Raw genomic sequence first — 15,000 nt, forward strand, 5'->3', positions numbered from 1 at the left:
TTTAAAAAACAAGCTACTGTAGATATTTGAGTTCTTTTGTATTCACAACTAATCGTTGAGGGCAACAATGGCATTTCGAAATAATGTTCCGCAAGCCAGCTGGCGTTTGGCTAAAATTGCGTTGGGCGGTGTCGTTTTGGCTGGTTTGGCTGTTGGAACCTATGTCTATGCCCAGCCGAAACCTTTGCAAACTGTCTATAAAGTTGAACTGGACCGATATTTAGGTGTTTGGTATGAAGTCGCGCGTAAACCTGCATTTTTCCAAAAAAAGTGTGCTTATGATGTATCTGCAACCTACACCTTAAACGAAAATGGAAATGTAGTAGTAGATAATCGCTGCTACGATAATAGAAAACAATTACAGCAATCTATCGGGGAGGCCTTTGTGGTTAACCCGCCATATAACACCAAATTGAAGGTAAGTTTTTTACCGGAAGCTGTAAGATGGATTCCGGTAATTCGTGGGGATTACTGGATTTTAAAGCTAGATGAAGACTATCAGACTGTTTTGGTTGGGGAACCTTCACGTAAATACCTTTGGGTGCTATCAAGAGACCCTCATCCAGAGCAAGAAGTGGTAGATGAATATTTAAATTATGCAAAAACATTAGGTTTTGATATTCGAGATATTATTCGTACAGAGCATAAAGAATAGTGGTATATGTCTGTTTAAGAAAAAACCATGTTTTTACATGGTTTTTTCTTTTTTATAGTGGATAAATCAAGTATTGTAGTGAGTTGTTTTTACTAAAGTCTAAGAGGTTAATGATGTTTAAGGGCGTGATCTTGTCTGTCATGGCATCATTCACTTTTGGTGTACTTTATTTTTATACTCAATTATTAAGCCAGCTAGATAGTGAGCAAACTTTTGGATGGCGGATTATTGCAACACTACCGTTCCTTACTTTATTTATGTGGTGGAGTGGTGATTTAACTTATATCAAAAATATCTATCAACGTATTTTGGCTAAGCCTTCTTTACTATTATTGTTAATCACAACCTCTATTTTAACCTCAGTACAACTTTGGCTTTTTTTGTGGGGGCCGATGCATGGGCGTGGGTTACAAGTCTCTTTGGGATATTTCTTATTACCGCTGGTTCTTGTCTTAGCTGGAAGTGTGTTGTATGGCGAAAAAATATCAAAATTTCAATGGGTAGCAATTATTCTTGCAGTCATTGGCGTTAGCCATGAGATATGGCGTTTAGGAAGTATTGCGTGGGAAACTGCATTGGTAGCAGTTGGATATTCTGCCTACTTTTTATTACGTAAAAAAATTAAAACAGATAATTTAGGGGGCTTTTGGTGGGATTTGGTCATTATTATGCCCGTTGCGATTTATTTAACTCATACAGGTTTGCTGCCATACAGTAAATTTATAGACCAACCGAGTCTTTCTTTGATCATTATTGGGCTTGGAATTTTAAGTGCTATTGGTCTGGGAAGTTATATTCTGGCAAGCCGCTTTTTACCTTTAGTTGTGTTTGGACTCTTGGGGTATTTGGAACCTGTATTACTGGCTTTAGCTTCTTTAGTTTTAGGGGAGAGCATTGGTCAAGAAGAATGGTTCACTTATATTCCGATTTGGTGTGCTGTTTTTGTACTCGTTTTAGAAGGGGCAATTCATCTTTATCAACAACGGCAAAAAGCCCAAAATCTGCAACTTAATATCACGAAATATCAAAAAAGATTAAAGAATGATGAGTTCGAGTAGGTCGTCAGAACCTAAAAAGTAAGAAAAAGCAAAAATTTAGCTGCTTTAAACAATAAGATAATAAAAAATAATTATAGGTATTTTATGAATTTATGATGAATTTTAGGAAAATCTAGTCACTAACGTCAGCTTTTGATTCATTCTTGCCAATAATTCCATTACAATTACGGGGTTTTAAAAATCACGCCTAGATATAATTAATTAGAGGACGTATCTGTGAGCAAAGACACTATCATCGCCCTGCACGCTGAACACCAAGGCCGTTGGAAAAACCGTGAAGAAATCGCGGAACGTATGATTGCATTAATCGGTCAATTATACCGTGAAAAAAATATTGTCGTATCTGTTTACGGTCGCTCTTTAATTAACCGTTCTGTTATCCAAATTTTGAAAACTCACCGTCGTACACGTGTTGTAGACGTTGAACTTTCTGTTGTAAATACATTCCCAATTTTAGAAGCTTTAGCAAAAGTTGAAAATATTGGTTCTGCAGAAGTTGACATCGGTAAACTTGCTGTTGAATATAAAGAAAAAGGCGGTGATGTTGATGCTTTTGTTGCTCAATCAGTTGAGTCAATCAAAGGTAGCGCAACTTCTGAACAACCTAAAGATGTAGTTCTTTACGGTTTTGGTCGTATTGGTCGTATCTTGGCTCGTTTAATCATTAGCCAATCAGGTTTAGGTCGTGGTTTAAGCCTTAAAGCAATCGTTGTACGTAAGTCTTCTGATGGTGACTTAGCAAAACGTGCTTCTTTACTTCGTCGTGACTCTATTCACGGTACTTTCGCTGGTACAATTTCTGTTGATGAAGAAAACGAAGCAATCATTGCTAACGGTAACTTCATTAAAGTGATTTATGCGTCTAGCCCAAGTGAAGTTGACTATACTGAATATGGTATTGAAAATGCACTTTTAATCGACAACACTGGTAAATGGCGTGATGCTGAAGGTCTAAGCCAACACTTGAAATGCCCAGGCGTTGCACGTGTTGTATTGACTGCACCAAGTAAAGGCGAAATGAAAAACGTTGTATTTGGTGTAAACAACACAGATATCTTAGATGAAGACAAAATCATCTCTGCTGCAAGTTGTACAACAAATGCAATTACTCCAATTCTTAAAGTATTGGATGACAAATATAAAGTTCTTAACGGTCATGTTGAAACTGTTCACTCATTTACAAATGACCAGAACTTAATCGATAACTACCATAAAGCAGATCGTCGTGGCCGTGCTGCTACTTTGAACATGGTAATTACAGAGACTGGTGCAGCTAAAGCGGTTGCTAAAGCATTACCTGCATTGAAAGGTAAGTTAACTGGTAATTCTGTACGTGTTCCTACACCAAACGTATCTCTTGCAATCTTGAATTTAACACTTGATAAAGAAGTTGATCGCGAAGAAGTGAATGAATACATTCGTCAAATCTCGATTAACTCTAGCCTTCAAGGTCAAATTGGTTATACCAACTCGACTGAAGTCGTATCAAGTGACTTTATTGGTTCTCGTACAGCAGGTGTATACGATGCTCAAGCAACGATTACTTCTGGTAACCGTTTAACTGCTTACGTTTGGTACGATAACGAAGTTGGTTATAGCTGTCAGGTATTACGTATCGCTGAACAAATGTGCGGCGTAAGCTACAAAAAAATTCCAGCAGAATTGAATGCTTAAGATCATTTAACGATCTATAAAATATTTTCACAAAAAGACCCAGTTTAGACTGGGTTTTTTTACAACCGTACAAAATATATGCTGACTATTTTTTGTAAATAAATGAGAATACAAATTAAGGAAAAAAAGAAAATAGTAAGGGATTGGAATTGTCGCAGTTTAAACGTTTGTTGGTCGTTTTTATATTCATCATTATTGCCAATTTATGTGGTGTACTCATTGCAATATGGGTATTTAAGCACTTTAATATTTATATTCCACTGAAAAATCAGGCAGTTGCTATTGATTTGCAAGAGCCTCTACAGGTTAAGGTTAAAGTACAAGATGCTTTAAATGTGGATGTAAAGGGGCGCGTAAATGCCAGTATTCCAATTGATGAGAAACTGAATATTCCTTTAACACAAACATTAACTCCGCGTGTTTACTTCGATAATATGGTGCCGATTAGCACAACCATTCCGGTCAAAGAAACATTAAAAGTTGAGCAAAATCTACCAATTGATACCAAGGTTCAGGTGCGAGTTTTAGGACGTGATATTACCTTGCCATTGAAAGGGACAATTCCACTAAAACTTGATGTGCCAATTGATATTAATGTCCCACTTGAGCAAAAGGTTCATTTAAAATTTGATGCCCCAGTACGCACGGTATTAAAAGAAAATCTACATATTCCTTTAAAAGCAAGATTAGACACGAATATCCCAATCGAAGGGAATTTAAATGTACCTGTTAAAACTGCATTAAATGCTTCAGTTGATGTGAAAAATACTTTGCCTGTTAAGATTGCAAATGGTGAGTTAAAGATTCCTCTGTCCACTATGCGATTAAATCGAGTATTAGGTTCAGAAACATCACAAAAGACAACTGATCAATAGGGTGGATGCTAATGTTCCGTTCACTCAAGAGTATGTTAATCAGTTTCTTTTTAATGATGATACTTGCCGCTATTATGTTTTGGGTATATCTCAATATTCAAGCAAATTTAGTCGTTTCGGCTCATAATGCCGATATTAGTTTACCTGACTCTTTAGAAACAAAAATTCAAGTTGGTAATACTTTGCAGGTTCAGTCTATTGGTAAACTTGATACAACTTTAGATATAGATCGCCAATTAACTTTACCCTTAAAAGGGAAATATTTGGCAGATTTAAATTTTGCTGTAGAAACACCTATTACGGTAAGTGTCGATTATTCAACGACTCTAAAAATTGATCAGGTTATGCCTTTAGAAACCACCACAGACTTGGTTTATCAAAGTAAGTTTTTACCAAAATTTCCCCTTAAATTAGATATCCCTATTAAATTAGATGTGCCTTTTAATTTAAAACGTAGTTATACCGTTCCCGTTAAAATTGTTTTTGATGGTCCGGTTTATTTTGAATTCGATGAACCTGTAAATTTATCGGTGAAACATCAGTTTAAACCAAGCCTAAACATAAATGATCCTATGGAAATGGGGAATGTCTCTTCATTTAATGCCATCATGTATAATTCTGTGCCAAAAACAAAAGCAAATCTTGATATGCAAATGACCTTACCTCTGCGCAATGTTCATCCTTGATAATTAAATAAATTGGCTAAATTTTATTTTTTATAAGGATCTTATTTGCAAAACTAAAAGCATCTGCTGGATTAAAGATAAAACAGATCGTTATAAATGGAATTGTTCCATTTTCTATTCGAGAATTTTATGAAAATATGGCAGAATAGGCGGTTTTAGAGTTTTTAGAGGATTGGCAGATGCGCTTTGTTGATGAAGCAGTCATTACCGTAGAGGCTGGCGACGGTGGCAATGGCGTAGCCAGTTTTCGCCGTGAAAAATTTGTACCATTTGGTGGCCCAGATGGTGGTGATGGCGGACGTGGTGGAAGTATCTATATTCAAGCTGATGATGATACAAGTACGCTAGTCGATTACCGTTACACACGTAAATTCCGTGCTGAGCGTGGAAAAAACGGTGCAGGTGCTAACTGTACTGGACGTGGTGGTGAAGATGTGGTTTTAAAAGTACCCGTTGGTACAACAATTGTTGATACAGATTCAGGCGATATTATTGGCGATTTGGTTGAAGACGGCCAAAGAATTCTGGTTGCTGGTGGTGGTGAAGGTGGTTTAGGTAACACTCACTTTAAATCATCAACTAACCGAGCACCGCGTAAATGTACGACTGGTACAAAAGGTGAGTTCCGCGAAATTCGTCTTGAATTAAAAGTATTGGCAGATGTTGGTTTGCTTGGTATGCCAAATGCCGGTAAATCTACTTTTATTCGTGCTGTAAGTGCTGCAAAACCAAAAGTGGCAGATTATCCATTTACAACCATGGTTCCAAACTTGGGTGTAGTCGATGCTGACCGCCATCGTTCATTTGTAATGGCCGATATTCCTGGGTTAATCGAGGGTGCAGCAGAAGGTGCAGGTTTAGGAATTCGTTTCCTTAAACATTTGGCACGTACGCGTATTCTTTTACACATTATTGATGTACAACCAATTGATGGTTCAGATCCAGCACATAATGCAAAAGCGATTATGAATGAGTTGGCTAAGTTCTCACCAACTTTGGCTAAATTACCAGTTGTTTTAGTACTCAACAAACTTGATCAGATTGCTGAAGAAAGCCGTGAAGAGTGGTGTCAGCACATTCTAGATGAACTAGAGTGGACTGGACCTGTCTTTAAGACATCGGGCTTATTAAGCGAAGGTACAAAAGAAGTTGTGTATTACTTGATGGATCAGATTGAACAACAACGTGAACGTGAAGTTGAAGATCCTGAATACGCAGCAGAAGTAAGAGCTTTCCGTGAACAACTAGAAGTTGAAACACGTGAACAAACCATTGCGGCAAAAGAAGCATATCGTGCAATGCGTCGAGCACAACGTCTCGAAAGCATGATGGACGATGATGATGATTTTGACGATGATGAAGACGACAATGATGTAGAAGTCATCTACGTTCGTGACTAGAAAACCGAGGGAAACATGATAGAAGTGGTCGATGGGCAACGTCAGCTCAGTGAGTGTAAACGAATCGTTGTTAAAATCGGATCATCTTTACTTACAGCTAATGGGCAAGGTTTAGATCTAGATGCTATTTCGCATTGGGCGAAACAGATTGCAGATTTGCACAATGCCGGGCACGAGATTATTTTAGTGTCATCAGGAGCTGTAGCAGAAGGTATGGTTCGTATGAAGCTTGCGAGTCGACCCACCGATCTACCCAGTCTACAAGCCTGTGCTGCAATTGGGCAGATGGGCTTAATTCATACTTGGTCTAGTGTGCTTGAAAACCACGGTATTCGTACTGCTCAGGTTTTATTGACTCATGATGATTTGGCAGATCGCCGTCGTTATCTGAACTCGTGTGATGCTTTGCAAAACTTGATTGATTGGCGTGTGATTCCTGTCATTAATGAAAATGACACTGTGTCTACCGACGAGATTCGCTTTGGTGATAACGATACTTTAGCTGCTATGGTGGCAGGTCAGGTTCACGCAGAATTGCTGATCATTTTAACCGATCAGCAAGGTATGTTTGACTCAGATCCGCGTCATAACCCTGATGCTAAATTACTCTCTACTGTTCGGGCTATGGATGATGATTTATTCGATATGGCCGGCGGTGGTGGCGTGCTTGGGCGAGGTGGGATGGTCACTAAAGTTCGTGCTGCGCGTTTAGCTGCTAAATCGGGCTGCCCAACCCTCATCGCGAGTGGCGAAAGTGATAATGTCTTATCACGTGCGATGGCAGGTGAGATGCTAGGCACTTTGTTTACTACAGATAAAGACCGCATGACTGCTCATCAACAGTGGCTCGCTGCTCATTTACAAACAGCAGGTCGTCTTGTGATTGATGATGGTGCTGTTGAAGCGATTAAATTGAAGCATCGCAGTTTGCTCCCTGTTGGAGTTAAAAATGTTGAAGGACATTTTGATCGTGGTGATGTGGTTGAATGTGTCGATAAACAAGGTAAACGTATTGCGGTAGGTCGAGTGAACTTTAGTTCACGATCAGCCGAAATTATTAAAGGCTTAGCCTCAGATAAGGTTTATCAAGTGCTTGGTGAAGCTCGTTCACTTGAAATGATTCACCGTGATCATATGGCAATTTATTAAGATTTACTCAAATAAAAAAGCTCGCTTTAAGCGAGCTTTTTTTCTGGTGTTAAACGAGGTAAAACACGGTCTTCACCTACCATATATGGATGTGTGGCGAGACTAAGCATGTCTAAGTCTTCCGAGCTATTACCATAAGCATAAATCTGGTGGTAATGCTGTAGCGTATATTGCTGATGTATTCTTAACTTCTTTTGTTCACTACTACAGTCTGGAGTGGAATAGTAACCCGTCATCATGCCGTTTTTAATTTGAGTTTCAGTACAAATTAATTCGATATCTAGTAACTTGCAAAGTGGAGCAAGATAGACATCAATTGAAGCTGAAACTAATACGACCTGATCACCACGCAATTGATGGTGTTGTAACTGATTAAAAATTTCAGGCGAAAGCACAGAGACTAACTCTTGTGCGTATTCTTCACCTAATTTTTGTAATTCGATTGCAGGCGTATTTTTAAACATGCTACGGAATAACTTGGCACGCATAGCATGGGCAGGATAAAAGTTAAGATAGTAGGCTTGAATCCATGGCAGAATTTTCAAGCCTTGCTTAACAATGTGACGCTTAGATAAAGCATAAAAGATGAACCCTGTAAAACTATCTTTACTACACAAGGTTCCATCAAAATCGAACAGGGCGAGACTTTTTATAGTCTTATTCGTTTCGCTCGTTGCATACATGTTTCATATCGTCCGTTTACGCGGGTTGCATACCAATTGGTATTATAATCACGACTTAATTTAGGCCCAGAAATTACCACTTGAGGCATAATTGCATAGAGTGGTTCTTTGCCAGTTTTTGATTTATAAAGTTTAGTCAGCGCAATATAAGTTTGAGTACTTTCAAACTTTTTCTCTTTTTCTAATTTAAGATCATCACGGATTTGTCGTGGGGTAACCAATACATTATTTTTTGCAAATACCGTGATCAGTTCTTTTTCTGACTCGCTTTGAGCTGCGCGTGGATCACCATCTTTTGTATAAAGAAGTAAATCGCCATCAAGACTTATATCTTTATCCGTAAGTTCCTGTAGCATTTTTTGAAAAGCTGCATTACGGCTAGAGTACATACCAGAGTTATAATCCGCAAAACGATAAATGGCTTTATCGTAGTCTGCCGGATAAACCATTAAACGATGTATGCCGTAATATAAACCACCGTATTCAGTATATAGGTCATCGCGGAGCGCAGCAGTACTCATACTCGAACGCTTATTGGCTTTCGCATAGTTAATATGAACTTGCATTGAGCCCAAAGTCGTAATAGGGTTCATTTTCTCGCCAATATCCTGACCAACCAATTTGGCTGCACCAGTTAAGGCACTCACATGATAGTGTTTAGCCATGAAGTCGAAAATTTCTCGGTAAAGTAAGTCGAGTTCTTTCTCGGTTTTAACTTTACGCATTTGACTCATATAGTTGTTATCAGGAGAGGGCTGAGTTCTTAGAACTTCTTCAAAGTAACCAGCAATTGTTCCACCAACGGTTTTGCCAAGCTTATCTTCAAATTTTTCATTTAAACGTGTACTAACTTCTTCAACTGCCTTTTGTCCTAACCCAGGCACTTGAGGGTTGGCAACAAAGTTAGATTCCTGATCCACTACAGCTACAATACTACAGACATTTTTCTTGGTTTTAGGAATATCCAAGTCTTTCATAATGTCATCAATATCTTTAGCCCATGACTCACGGTCATGCACACGTGATGGAATTAGACGTTTAATCTGTTGGCTTTCTAGTTCAGGCTCATCATTGTTTGACCACCAAGCTTTATCACCACAAGCAGCTAAACTCATGCATACGGCAGCCATGCCGAATGATTTTAATAAAAAACGGGAAGACAACGGTTTGTTCATGGCGAGGAAAGCACCTGCATAAAAAGATGAGCCGATTAAGCGGATGAAGTATACTATGTTGATCATCAATTGTATGAATATATATGTATATTGGTCCCTATCAACTGTCAAATAATTTAATTGTTGCTCCTATGGCGGGAGTTACTGACCGTCCATTTAGAACACTCTGCAAGTATTTTGGCGCAGGCCATGCAGTCAGTGAAATGATGACTGCTGATAAAACTTTGCGGATGAGCAAAAAGAGCCTCTACCGTGCGAACTTTGATGGTGAGCTCGCTCCGATCTCTGCTCAAATTGCAGGCTCTGATCCTGAGCAATTGGCAGAGGCTGCACGCTATCAAGTAGCAAATGGCGCACAAATTGTTGATATTAATATGGGATGTCCTGCCAAGAAAGTATGTAATAAGCTCGCTGGTTCAGCGTTATTACAAGATGAAGACTTAGTGGCTCGAATTCTTGATGCGGTTGTTGCTGCTGTTGATGTTCCCGTGACTTTGAAAACCCGTTTAGGCTTTTTAAATGGTCAGGAAAATATTTTAAGAGTCGCAAAAAGGGCAGAAGAAGCGGGGATTGCCGCGCTAGCTTTACATGGCCGCACCCGTGAAGACATGTATTTAAATACAGCACGTTATGATTTGATCAAACATGTCAAAGAATTAATCAATATTCCACTTATTGCGAACGGTGATATTGATAGTCCTGAAAAAGCAAAATATGTACTCGACTATACAGGGGCCGATGCAATTATGATTGGTCGAGCTGCTCAAGGTCGACCATGGATTTTTCGTGAAATTGCTCATTATTTAAAAACTGGTGAACACTTAGCTGCACCTAATATTGAAGAGGTGAAGCAGGTGTTACTAGGACATTTATCAGAACTTTATCAATTTTATGGTGAATACTCTGGCTGCCGTATTGCCCGCAAACACATTGCTTGGTACACAAAAGGTTTACGCTCAAGTAACGAATTTCGCCAAAATATGTATAAAGTTGAAAGCACTGCTGAACAGGCAATAGTAGTCGAAAATTATTTTAATCAGTTATTAGCTGAAGGCAATTTGATGAGTGATGTTCAGGTTGAGCAGGTTAACTTACTAGAAACCCATTAAATAAAAAGCCAGTATATGATTACTGGCTTTTTAAGATTTACTCATCTTCTAGCATTTCTACAACTAACTGGTTAACCAGATCAGCAGCATCTAGCTCTCGTATTTGAGAGACATTACTACCCGCCCAAAAAGCACCGAAGCCATAGTCTTTATTCTTGCTTGCAATGGCATTTAATTGCTTGGCTAGATCGTATGCATATGGATATTCGGGTTGAGGAGGGCGATTAGGTAAATCAATTTGTGTGTGCCAATGGTTGAGCAGGCCACGGGCTGGACGCCCAGAAAGACTGGCGCTGATTTGTGTTACAGGTTCATTAAATAAAGCTTTACGATACTCGGCAGATGCATTTGATGTATGGCATTGAACAAATGCTGTTCCGAGTTGAACAGCAGCAGCTCCTAAGCTCAACATATGCCGTGCTTGTGCTCCATTCATAATTCCGCCTGCGGCTACCACAGGCTGTTTGCAATGCTTGACAATAAGGTGTACTAAATCGCTTGTTTTAATTGCTGCATCAAAAGTTTTATTAAAGATTCCACGGTGTCCGCCTGCTTCAATCCCTTGAGCAATAATAATATCTATACCAGCCGCTTCAATGGCTTGTGCTTCAACTAAATTGGTAGCAGACACCATCGTAATAATTCCGGCATCTTTTAATGCCTGAATTTGGTGGGGATGGGGAATCCCAAAATGAAAACTTACCGCTTTAGGTTTGGTTTCTAATACGACATTTAGAAAATCATCGTTATCAAGAAAACTTGGATAAATACAGTTTAACTTTTGAGGAGGCTGTTCTCCGAACTTTTCAAATTGTGGGCGTAAATATTCAATCCATTGAGCAGAAGTTTGAAGATTAAGTTGCTCGGGTTGATGACAGAAAAAATTAACCTGAAATGATTTTTCTGTAAGTGTTTGGGTTTTTAAAATCTGTTCACGTGCACTTTGTGCCGTATTTGCACCTAGACCTAAGGACCCAAGACCACCCTGATTAGAAACTTCTGCTGCAAGTTCAGGTGTAGATACACCTGCCATAGGGGCAAGAAAAATTGGATGTTTAATTTCAAGTTGTTGTAATAGGTCCATTTTATTCACCTCATTTCTTTCTGTTCACCATAACGTGAAAGCAGAACCAAGAGCAAATAATATTGGGCATTTAGTTTTTAAATATTTAGTTCTTAAACATTGATAAGTTCTGATTTTTTAAAGTGGAGTAACATGAAATAAAGAGCCGATCCAGCTTGAAAAGCCCATCGCTAAAATTCCCCACAAGGTAATGCGTAGACTCCCTTTAAGCTTGGAAGTACCTGCGAAATGACTTGATAGCGCTCCTAAAAAAGCTAATGAAATAATGCCAAATATTAAGACTGTTTTTTCGATCCATATCTCTGGACTGAGTAAAATAGCCAGCATAGGAAACAATGCCCCAAATGAAAATGAGCCAGCTGAAGCTAATGCGGCTTGAATAGGATTTGCTGCGGTATTTTCATGAATACCTATTTCATCACGCGCGTGAGCCCCTAATGCATCATGATTTGTAAGTTCAGTAGCAACTTGTAGCGCTAAATCAGGTGCTAAGCCTCTGGATATATAAATTTGAGTGAGTTCGTCCAGTTCACGCTGCGGATGCTTTTTAAGTTCTTGTTCTTCAAATTTTAAGTCGGCTTTTTCAATATCTTCTTGTGATTTTACTGAAATATATTCTCCTGCAGCCATAGAGGTTGCACCGGAAATTAAACCAGCAATACATGCAATAAGAAGTGTATGAGCAGAAGCCCCACTTGCAGCCATTCCCATAATTAGACTAGTAACAGAAATAATTCCATCATTTGCCCCTAAAACGGCCGCCCTTAACCACCCTGAGCGGTGAATAAAATGATGTTCTGGATGTTGAGAAAAGGACATGTTTTCTCCTATTTGTAGTTATAAATTTTTATCTTATCCTATAAGATTATTTACAATAATACGATTAAAAAATGTGTCATTATAGGAAAAACAAACAGATAAGAACTTTTTAAAACATCATATTAAAGGAGATAAAATGAACAATTTAAAGAACTCATCTACTTATATAAAACAGTGTCATTTATGGGTTTAATTATAATACTTATTGATTAAATTTTAATTTGATTGCTACGCAAGCATTCTATCTACTTTACTTTAGAGGTCCCAATGAATAGCAAAACAATAAAATCTATAACCCGTTCCTTTATCGTTATTGGTTCGATCTGTCCAGCTTTATGCCTCTTAAGTATTGAGACTAGTTTTGCGCAAGAGATTGTTAATCAAGAATACAAACCTGGAAACCCAATTTATGATAAATGGGATCAATTTTATAAAATTGAGAAGACTCAACCTGAAAATGCCGAGAAGTTATTATTAGAACTTGGAGAGATGACGCCACAAGATATCAAAGTTTGGAAAAGCTTAACTTATTTACAGATTCGACTGGGGAAACAAGATGCAGCTTTGCAAAGTCTGAGAAAAGCAGAGGCATTAGATCCAGCAGATGATAATTTAAAACTCCAAGAAGCCTATCTACTGAATTCTCAAAAAAATAACAAAGAGGCTTTGGTAGTTTTTAAGGAACTTACCCAATCTAAAGATGCTGATATTGCAACTAAAGCGACACAGGCTGTAAAAAATCTGAGTGGAGGAGAGGTCAAAACTTATTTCCGTGATGTGTATTTTGCACCTTCATATGAATCACGTTACGACGATGTAATTTTCCCACTTAAAGCTCGCTATGGTAAGAACCTCGATAATGGTCGAGCGCAGGTGTATGGCTTTTTAAATCTAAACCGCGATACTCAATCTCAAGGTGGTGTACGACCTGAAATTATTGATGAAAATGCAGTAACTCTAGGTGTAGGCGCTAATTATCAACCTTGGACTTCTATACCTGTGCGCATGTATTTAGAAGTAGGTGGAAGTTACGATCTGATTGATCGAAATAGAGATAAATTTCGTGAAAGTGTTGTTGGTGGGGTTACAGGGTATCAAGAATGGGATTCTCAAAATAGTTGTAATCATTCACTTTGCTTTAATGATTACTTCACTGATTTATATGGCAATGCAGCGACTTATTCTAGAGAAGATTATAACGTTATTGGCGATTTACGTTTACGTACGGGTTTGAATGTCTATAAGGGGGAAACGGGCACTGTACAGGCGTATGTGAAATTGCATGGCTTAGCTGACAGTAAAGATGAATATTACAATAATTTATTTGAATATGGCCCAGGTATTTCATGGCAGCCTTTTAATTATCAACCAATAAAACTACGTGTTGAACGACTATATGGCAATTACTTTAAAGATGTGCCAGTAAATACGAAAGATCATTACAACAATACTCGAGTAGAACTCGTTTTTTATAAGGATTTCTAAAGTGAATAAAATTTTTATATCTATTGTATTTGGAACCCGTCCTGAATTAATCAAACTTGCCCCTGTTATTTTATTGGCAAAACAAGACCCTCGCTTTCAAGTTGAAGTGATTTTTACTGGACAGCATGATGAACTAGTAAGAGATGCGATAGATTTCTTTGGGGTTGAAATTGACCACCGTCTTAAAATTATGAATGCTGGACAAAGTTTAAATCAGCTCTTAATTCATGGTTTGAGCCAAATCGAGAATGTATACACTGATGGGCAAAAAAGAGATGCAATTGTTATTCAGGGAGATACAACAACTGTTTTAGCAGCTGGCTTAGTCGCGTTTTCAATGAAAGTTCCTGTTGCGCATGTTGAAGCTGGTTTACGTTCTTATGATTTAGATCATCCTTTTCCAGAGGAGGGAAATCGTCAGTTGGTTTCACGTATTACTAAATGGCATTTTGCCCCGACTGAACAATCAAAAAGAAATTTACTCAATGAACAAATTCCGCCAGAGCTCATTACTGTTACAGGCAATACAGTTGTTGACGCTGTGTATTTAGGGCGTAAATTAATTGCTGAAAAATCTGATTTGAAGAACCAGCTTGAACCTTATGGAATTCAATTAAAGCAAGATGACAAAGTTGTACTTATTACTGCCCATCGTCGTGAAAACTTTGGTGGTGGAATTCAAAATATTTGTAATGCAGTTGAGCACTTAGCTCAAGCACATCCTGATTTACATTTTATTTGGCCTGTACATTTGAACCCGGCAGTACATGATGTAGTCCATGATAAGTTTAAAGACCATTCCCAAATCCATCTTGTTAAACCATTAGACTACCCAAGTCTATTGGCAGTGATAGACCGATCGAATTTTATTTTGACGGATTCGGGAGGCTTACAAGAAGAAAGTCCATCATTTAATAAGCCAGTTTTGATCTTGCGGGATACTACCGAGCGACCAGAAGTTGTTGAGGTGGGAGCAGGCGTTTTGGTGGGTACAAATCAACAAAAAATTATTGAAGAAGCTGAAAAGTTACTCACCGACCAACAGCATTATGAAAAAATGGCACATCTGGAAAACCCATTTGGCGATGGGCAAGCTGCTCAACGTATTCTCAATCAAATTGCTAAATCTTATGAATCGGCATAATTAT

General features: G+C 38.3%; 14 protein-coding genes. 10 read left to right on the forward strand and 4 right to left on the reverse strand.

What is annotated here, in order from left to right; genetic code table 11:
• Positions 1–67: 67 nt before the first annotated feature.
• The 7 genes from H7R46_RS04905 to proB all read left to right on the forward strand — a co-directional run bounded on the left by H7R46_RS04905 (position 68) and on the right by proB (position 7,497).
• Positions 68–655 (forward strand): lipocalin family protein, encoded by a 588-nt coding sequence (locus H7R46_RS04905; RefSeq protein WP_005067854.1) that lies wholly within the window; start codon positions 68–70, stop codon positions 653–655.
• Positions 656–765: 110 nt separating this feature from the next.
• On the forward strand, positions 766–1,713 hold the full coding sequence (gene rarD / locus H7R46_RS04910; protein WP_080631061.1) for an EamA family transporter RarD: 948 nt from the start codon (positions 766–768) through the stop codon (positions 1,711–1,713).
• 216 nt (positions 1,714–1,929) lie between these two features.
• Positions 1,930–3,387 (forward strand): glyceraldehyde-3-phosphate dehydrogenase, encoded by a 1,458-nt coding sequence (locus tag H7R46_RS04915; RefSeq protein WP_005067858.1) that lies wholly within the window; start codon positions 1,930–1,932, stop codon positions 3,385–3,387.
• A gap of 149 nt (positions 3,388–3,536) precedes the next feature.
• Complete coding sequence (locus H7R46_RS04920) at positions 3,537–4,262, forward strand: hypothetical protein (RefSeq protein WP_005067859.1); 726 nt, start codon at positions 3,537–3,539, stop codon at positions 4,260–4,262.
• 11 nt (positions 4,263–4,273) lie between these two features.
• Positions 4,274–4,948, forward strand: a complete 675-nt coding sequence (locus H7R46_RS04925; RefSeq protein ID WP_005067862.1) for a hypothetical protein — start codon at positions 4,274–4,276, stop codon at positions 4,946–4,948.
• Between the two features lie 179 nt (positions 4,949–5,127).
• Positions 5,128–6,348 (forward strand): Obg family GTPase CgtA, encoded by a 1,221-nt coding sequence (gene cgtA / locus H7R46_RS04930; protein WP_002118576.1) that lies wholly within the window; start codon positions 5,128–5,130, stop codon positions 6,346–6,348.
• Positions 6,349–6,363: 15 nt separating this feature from the next.
• Positions 6,364–7,497 carry a glutamate 5-kinase gene (gene proB, locus H7R46_RS04935; RefSeq protein WP_002118789.1) on the forward strand — a complete coding sequence of 378 codons (1,134 nt, stop codon included), beginning with the start codon at positions 6,364–6,366 and terminating at the stop codon, positions 7,495–7,497.
• A gap of 26 nt (positions 7,498–7,523) precedes the next feature.
• Here proB and H7R46_RS04940 read toward each other — a convergent pair whose 3' ends face one another.
• Positions 7,524–8,180: an HAD-IB family hydrolase gene (locus H7R46_RS04940; protein WP_005067866.1), complete on the reverse strand. Its 657-nt coding sequence runs from the start codon at positions 8,178–8,180 to the stop codon at positions 7,524–7,526.
• Positions 8,147–9,355, reverse strand: coding sequence for a DUF1615 domain-containing protein (locus H7R46_RS04945; protein ID WP_025466547.1), 1,209 nt, complete (start codon positions 9,353–9,355; stop codon positions 8,147–8,149). Before H7R46_RS04945 ends, H7R46_RS04940 begins: the two co-directional genes overlap by 34 nt.
• Positions 9,356–9,438: 83 nt before the next feature.
• On the opposite strand from H7R46_RS04945, the gene dusB reads away from it, so the two are divergent.
• A complete protein-coding gene (gene dusB, locus H7R46_RS04950; protein ID WP_005067871.1) occupies positions 9,439–10,464 on the forward strand; it encodes a tRNA dihydrouridine synthase DusB in 1,026 nt (341 codons plus the stop codon).
• Between the two features lie 37 nt (positions 10,465–10,501).
• On the opposite strand, the gene H7R46_RS04955 is transcribed toward dusB, so the two are convergent.
• Both H7R46_RS04955 and H7R46_RS04960 read right to left on the reverse strand, forming a co-directional pair.
• On the reverse strand, positions 10,502–11,548 hold the full coding sequence (locus tag H7R46_RS04955; RefSeq protein ID WP_005067873.1) for an NAD(P)H-dependent flavin oxidoreductase: 1,047 nt from the start codon (positions 11,546–11,548) through the stop codon (positions 10,502–10,504).
• Between the two features lie 117 nt (positions 11,549–11,665).
• Entirely contained in the window at positions 11,666–12,367 is a 702-nt protein-coding gene (locus H7R46_RS04960) for a VIT family protein (RefSeq protein WP_005067876.1), read from the reverse strand.
• A 267-nt stretch (positions 12,368–12,634) separates the two neighbouring features.
• Here H7R46_RS04960 and H7R46_RS04965 point away from each other — a divergent pair, with 267 nt between their 5' ends.
• Together H7R46_RS04965 and wecB are read left to right on the forward strand one after the other, a co-directional pair.
• Positions 12,635–13,852, forward strand: coding sequence for a tetratricopeptide repeat protein (locus H7R46_RS04965; protein WP_005067880.1), 1,218 nt, complete (start codon positions 12,635–12,637; stop codon positions 13,850–13,852).
• A gap of 1 nt (position 13,853) precedes the next feature.
• On the forward strand, positions 13,854–14,996 hold the full coding sequence (wecB, locus tag H7R46_RS04970) for a non-hydrolyzing UDP-N-acetylglucosamine 2-epimerase (RefSeq protein WP_005067882.1): 1,143 nt from the start codon (positions 13,854–13,856) through the stop codon (positions 14,994–14,996).
• Positions 14,997–15,000 lie beyond the last annotated feature (4 nt).

The organism is Acinetobacter sp. BEC1-S18-ESBL-01 (assembly GCF_014169935.1).
Taxonomy (GTDB): Bacteria; Pseudomonadota; Gammaproteobacteria; order Pseudomonadales; family Moraxellaceae; genus Acinetobacter; species Acinetobacter pittii.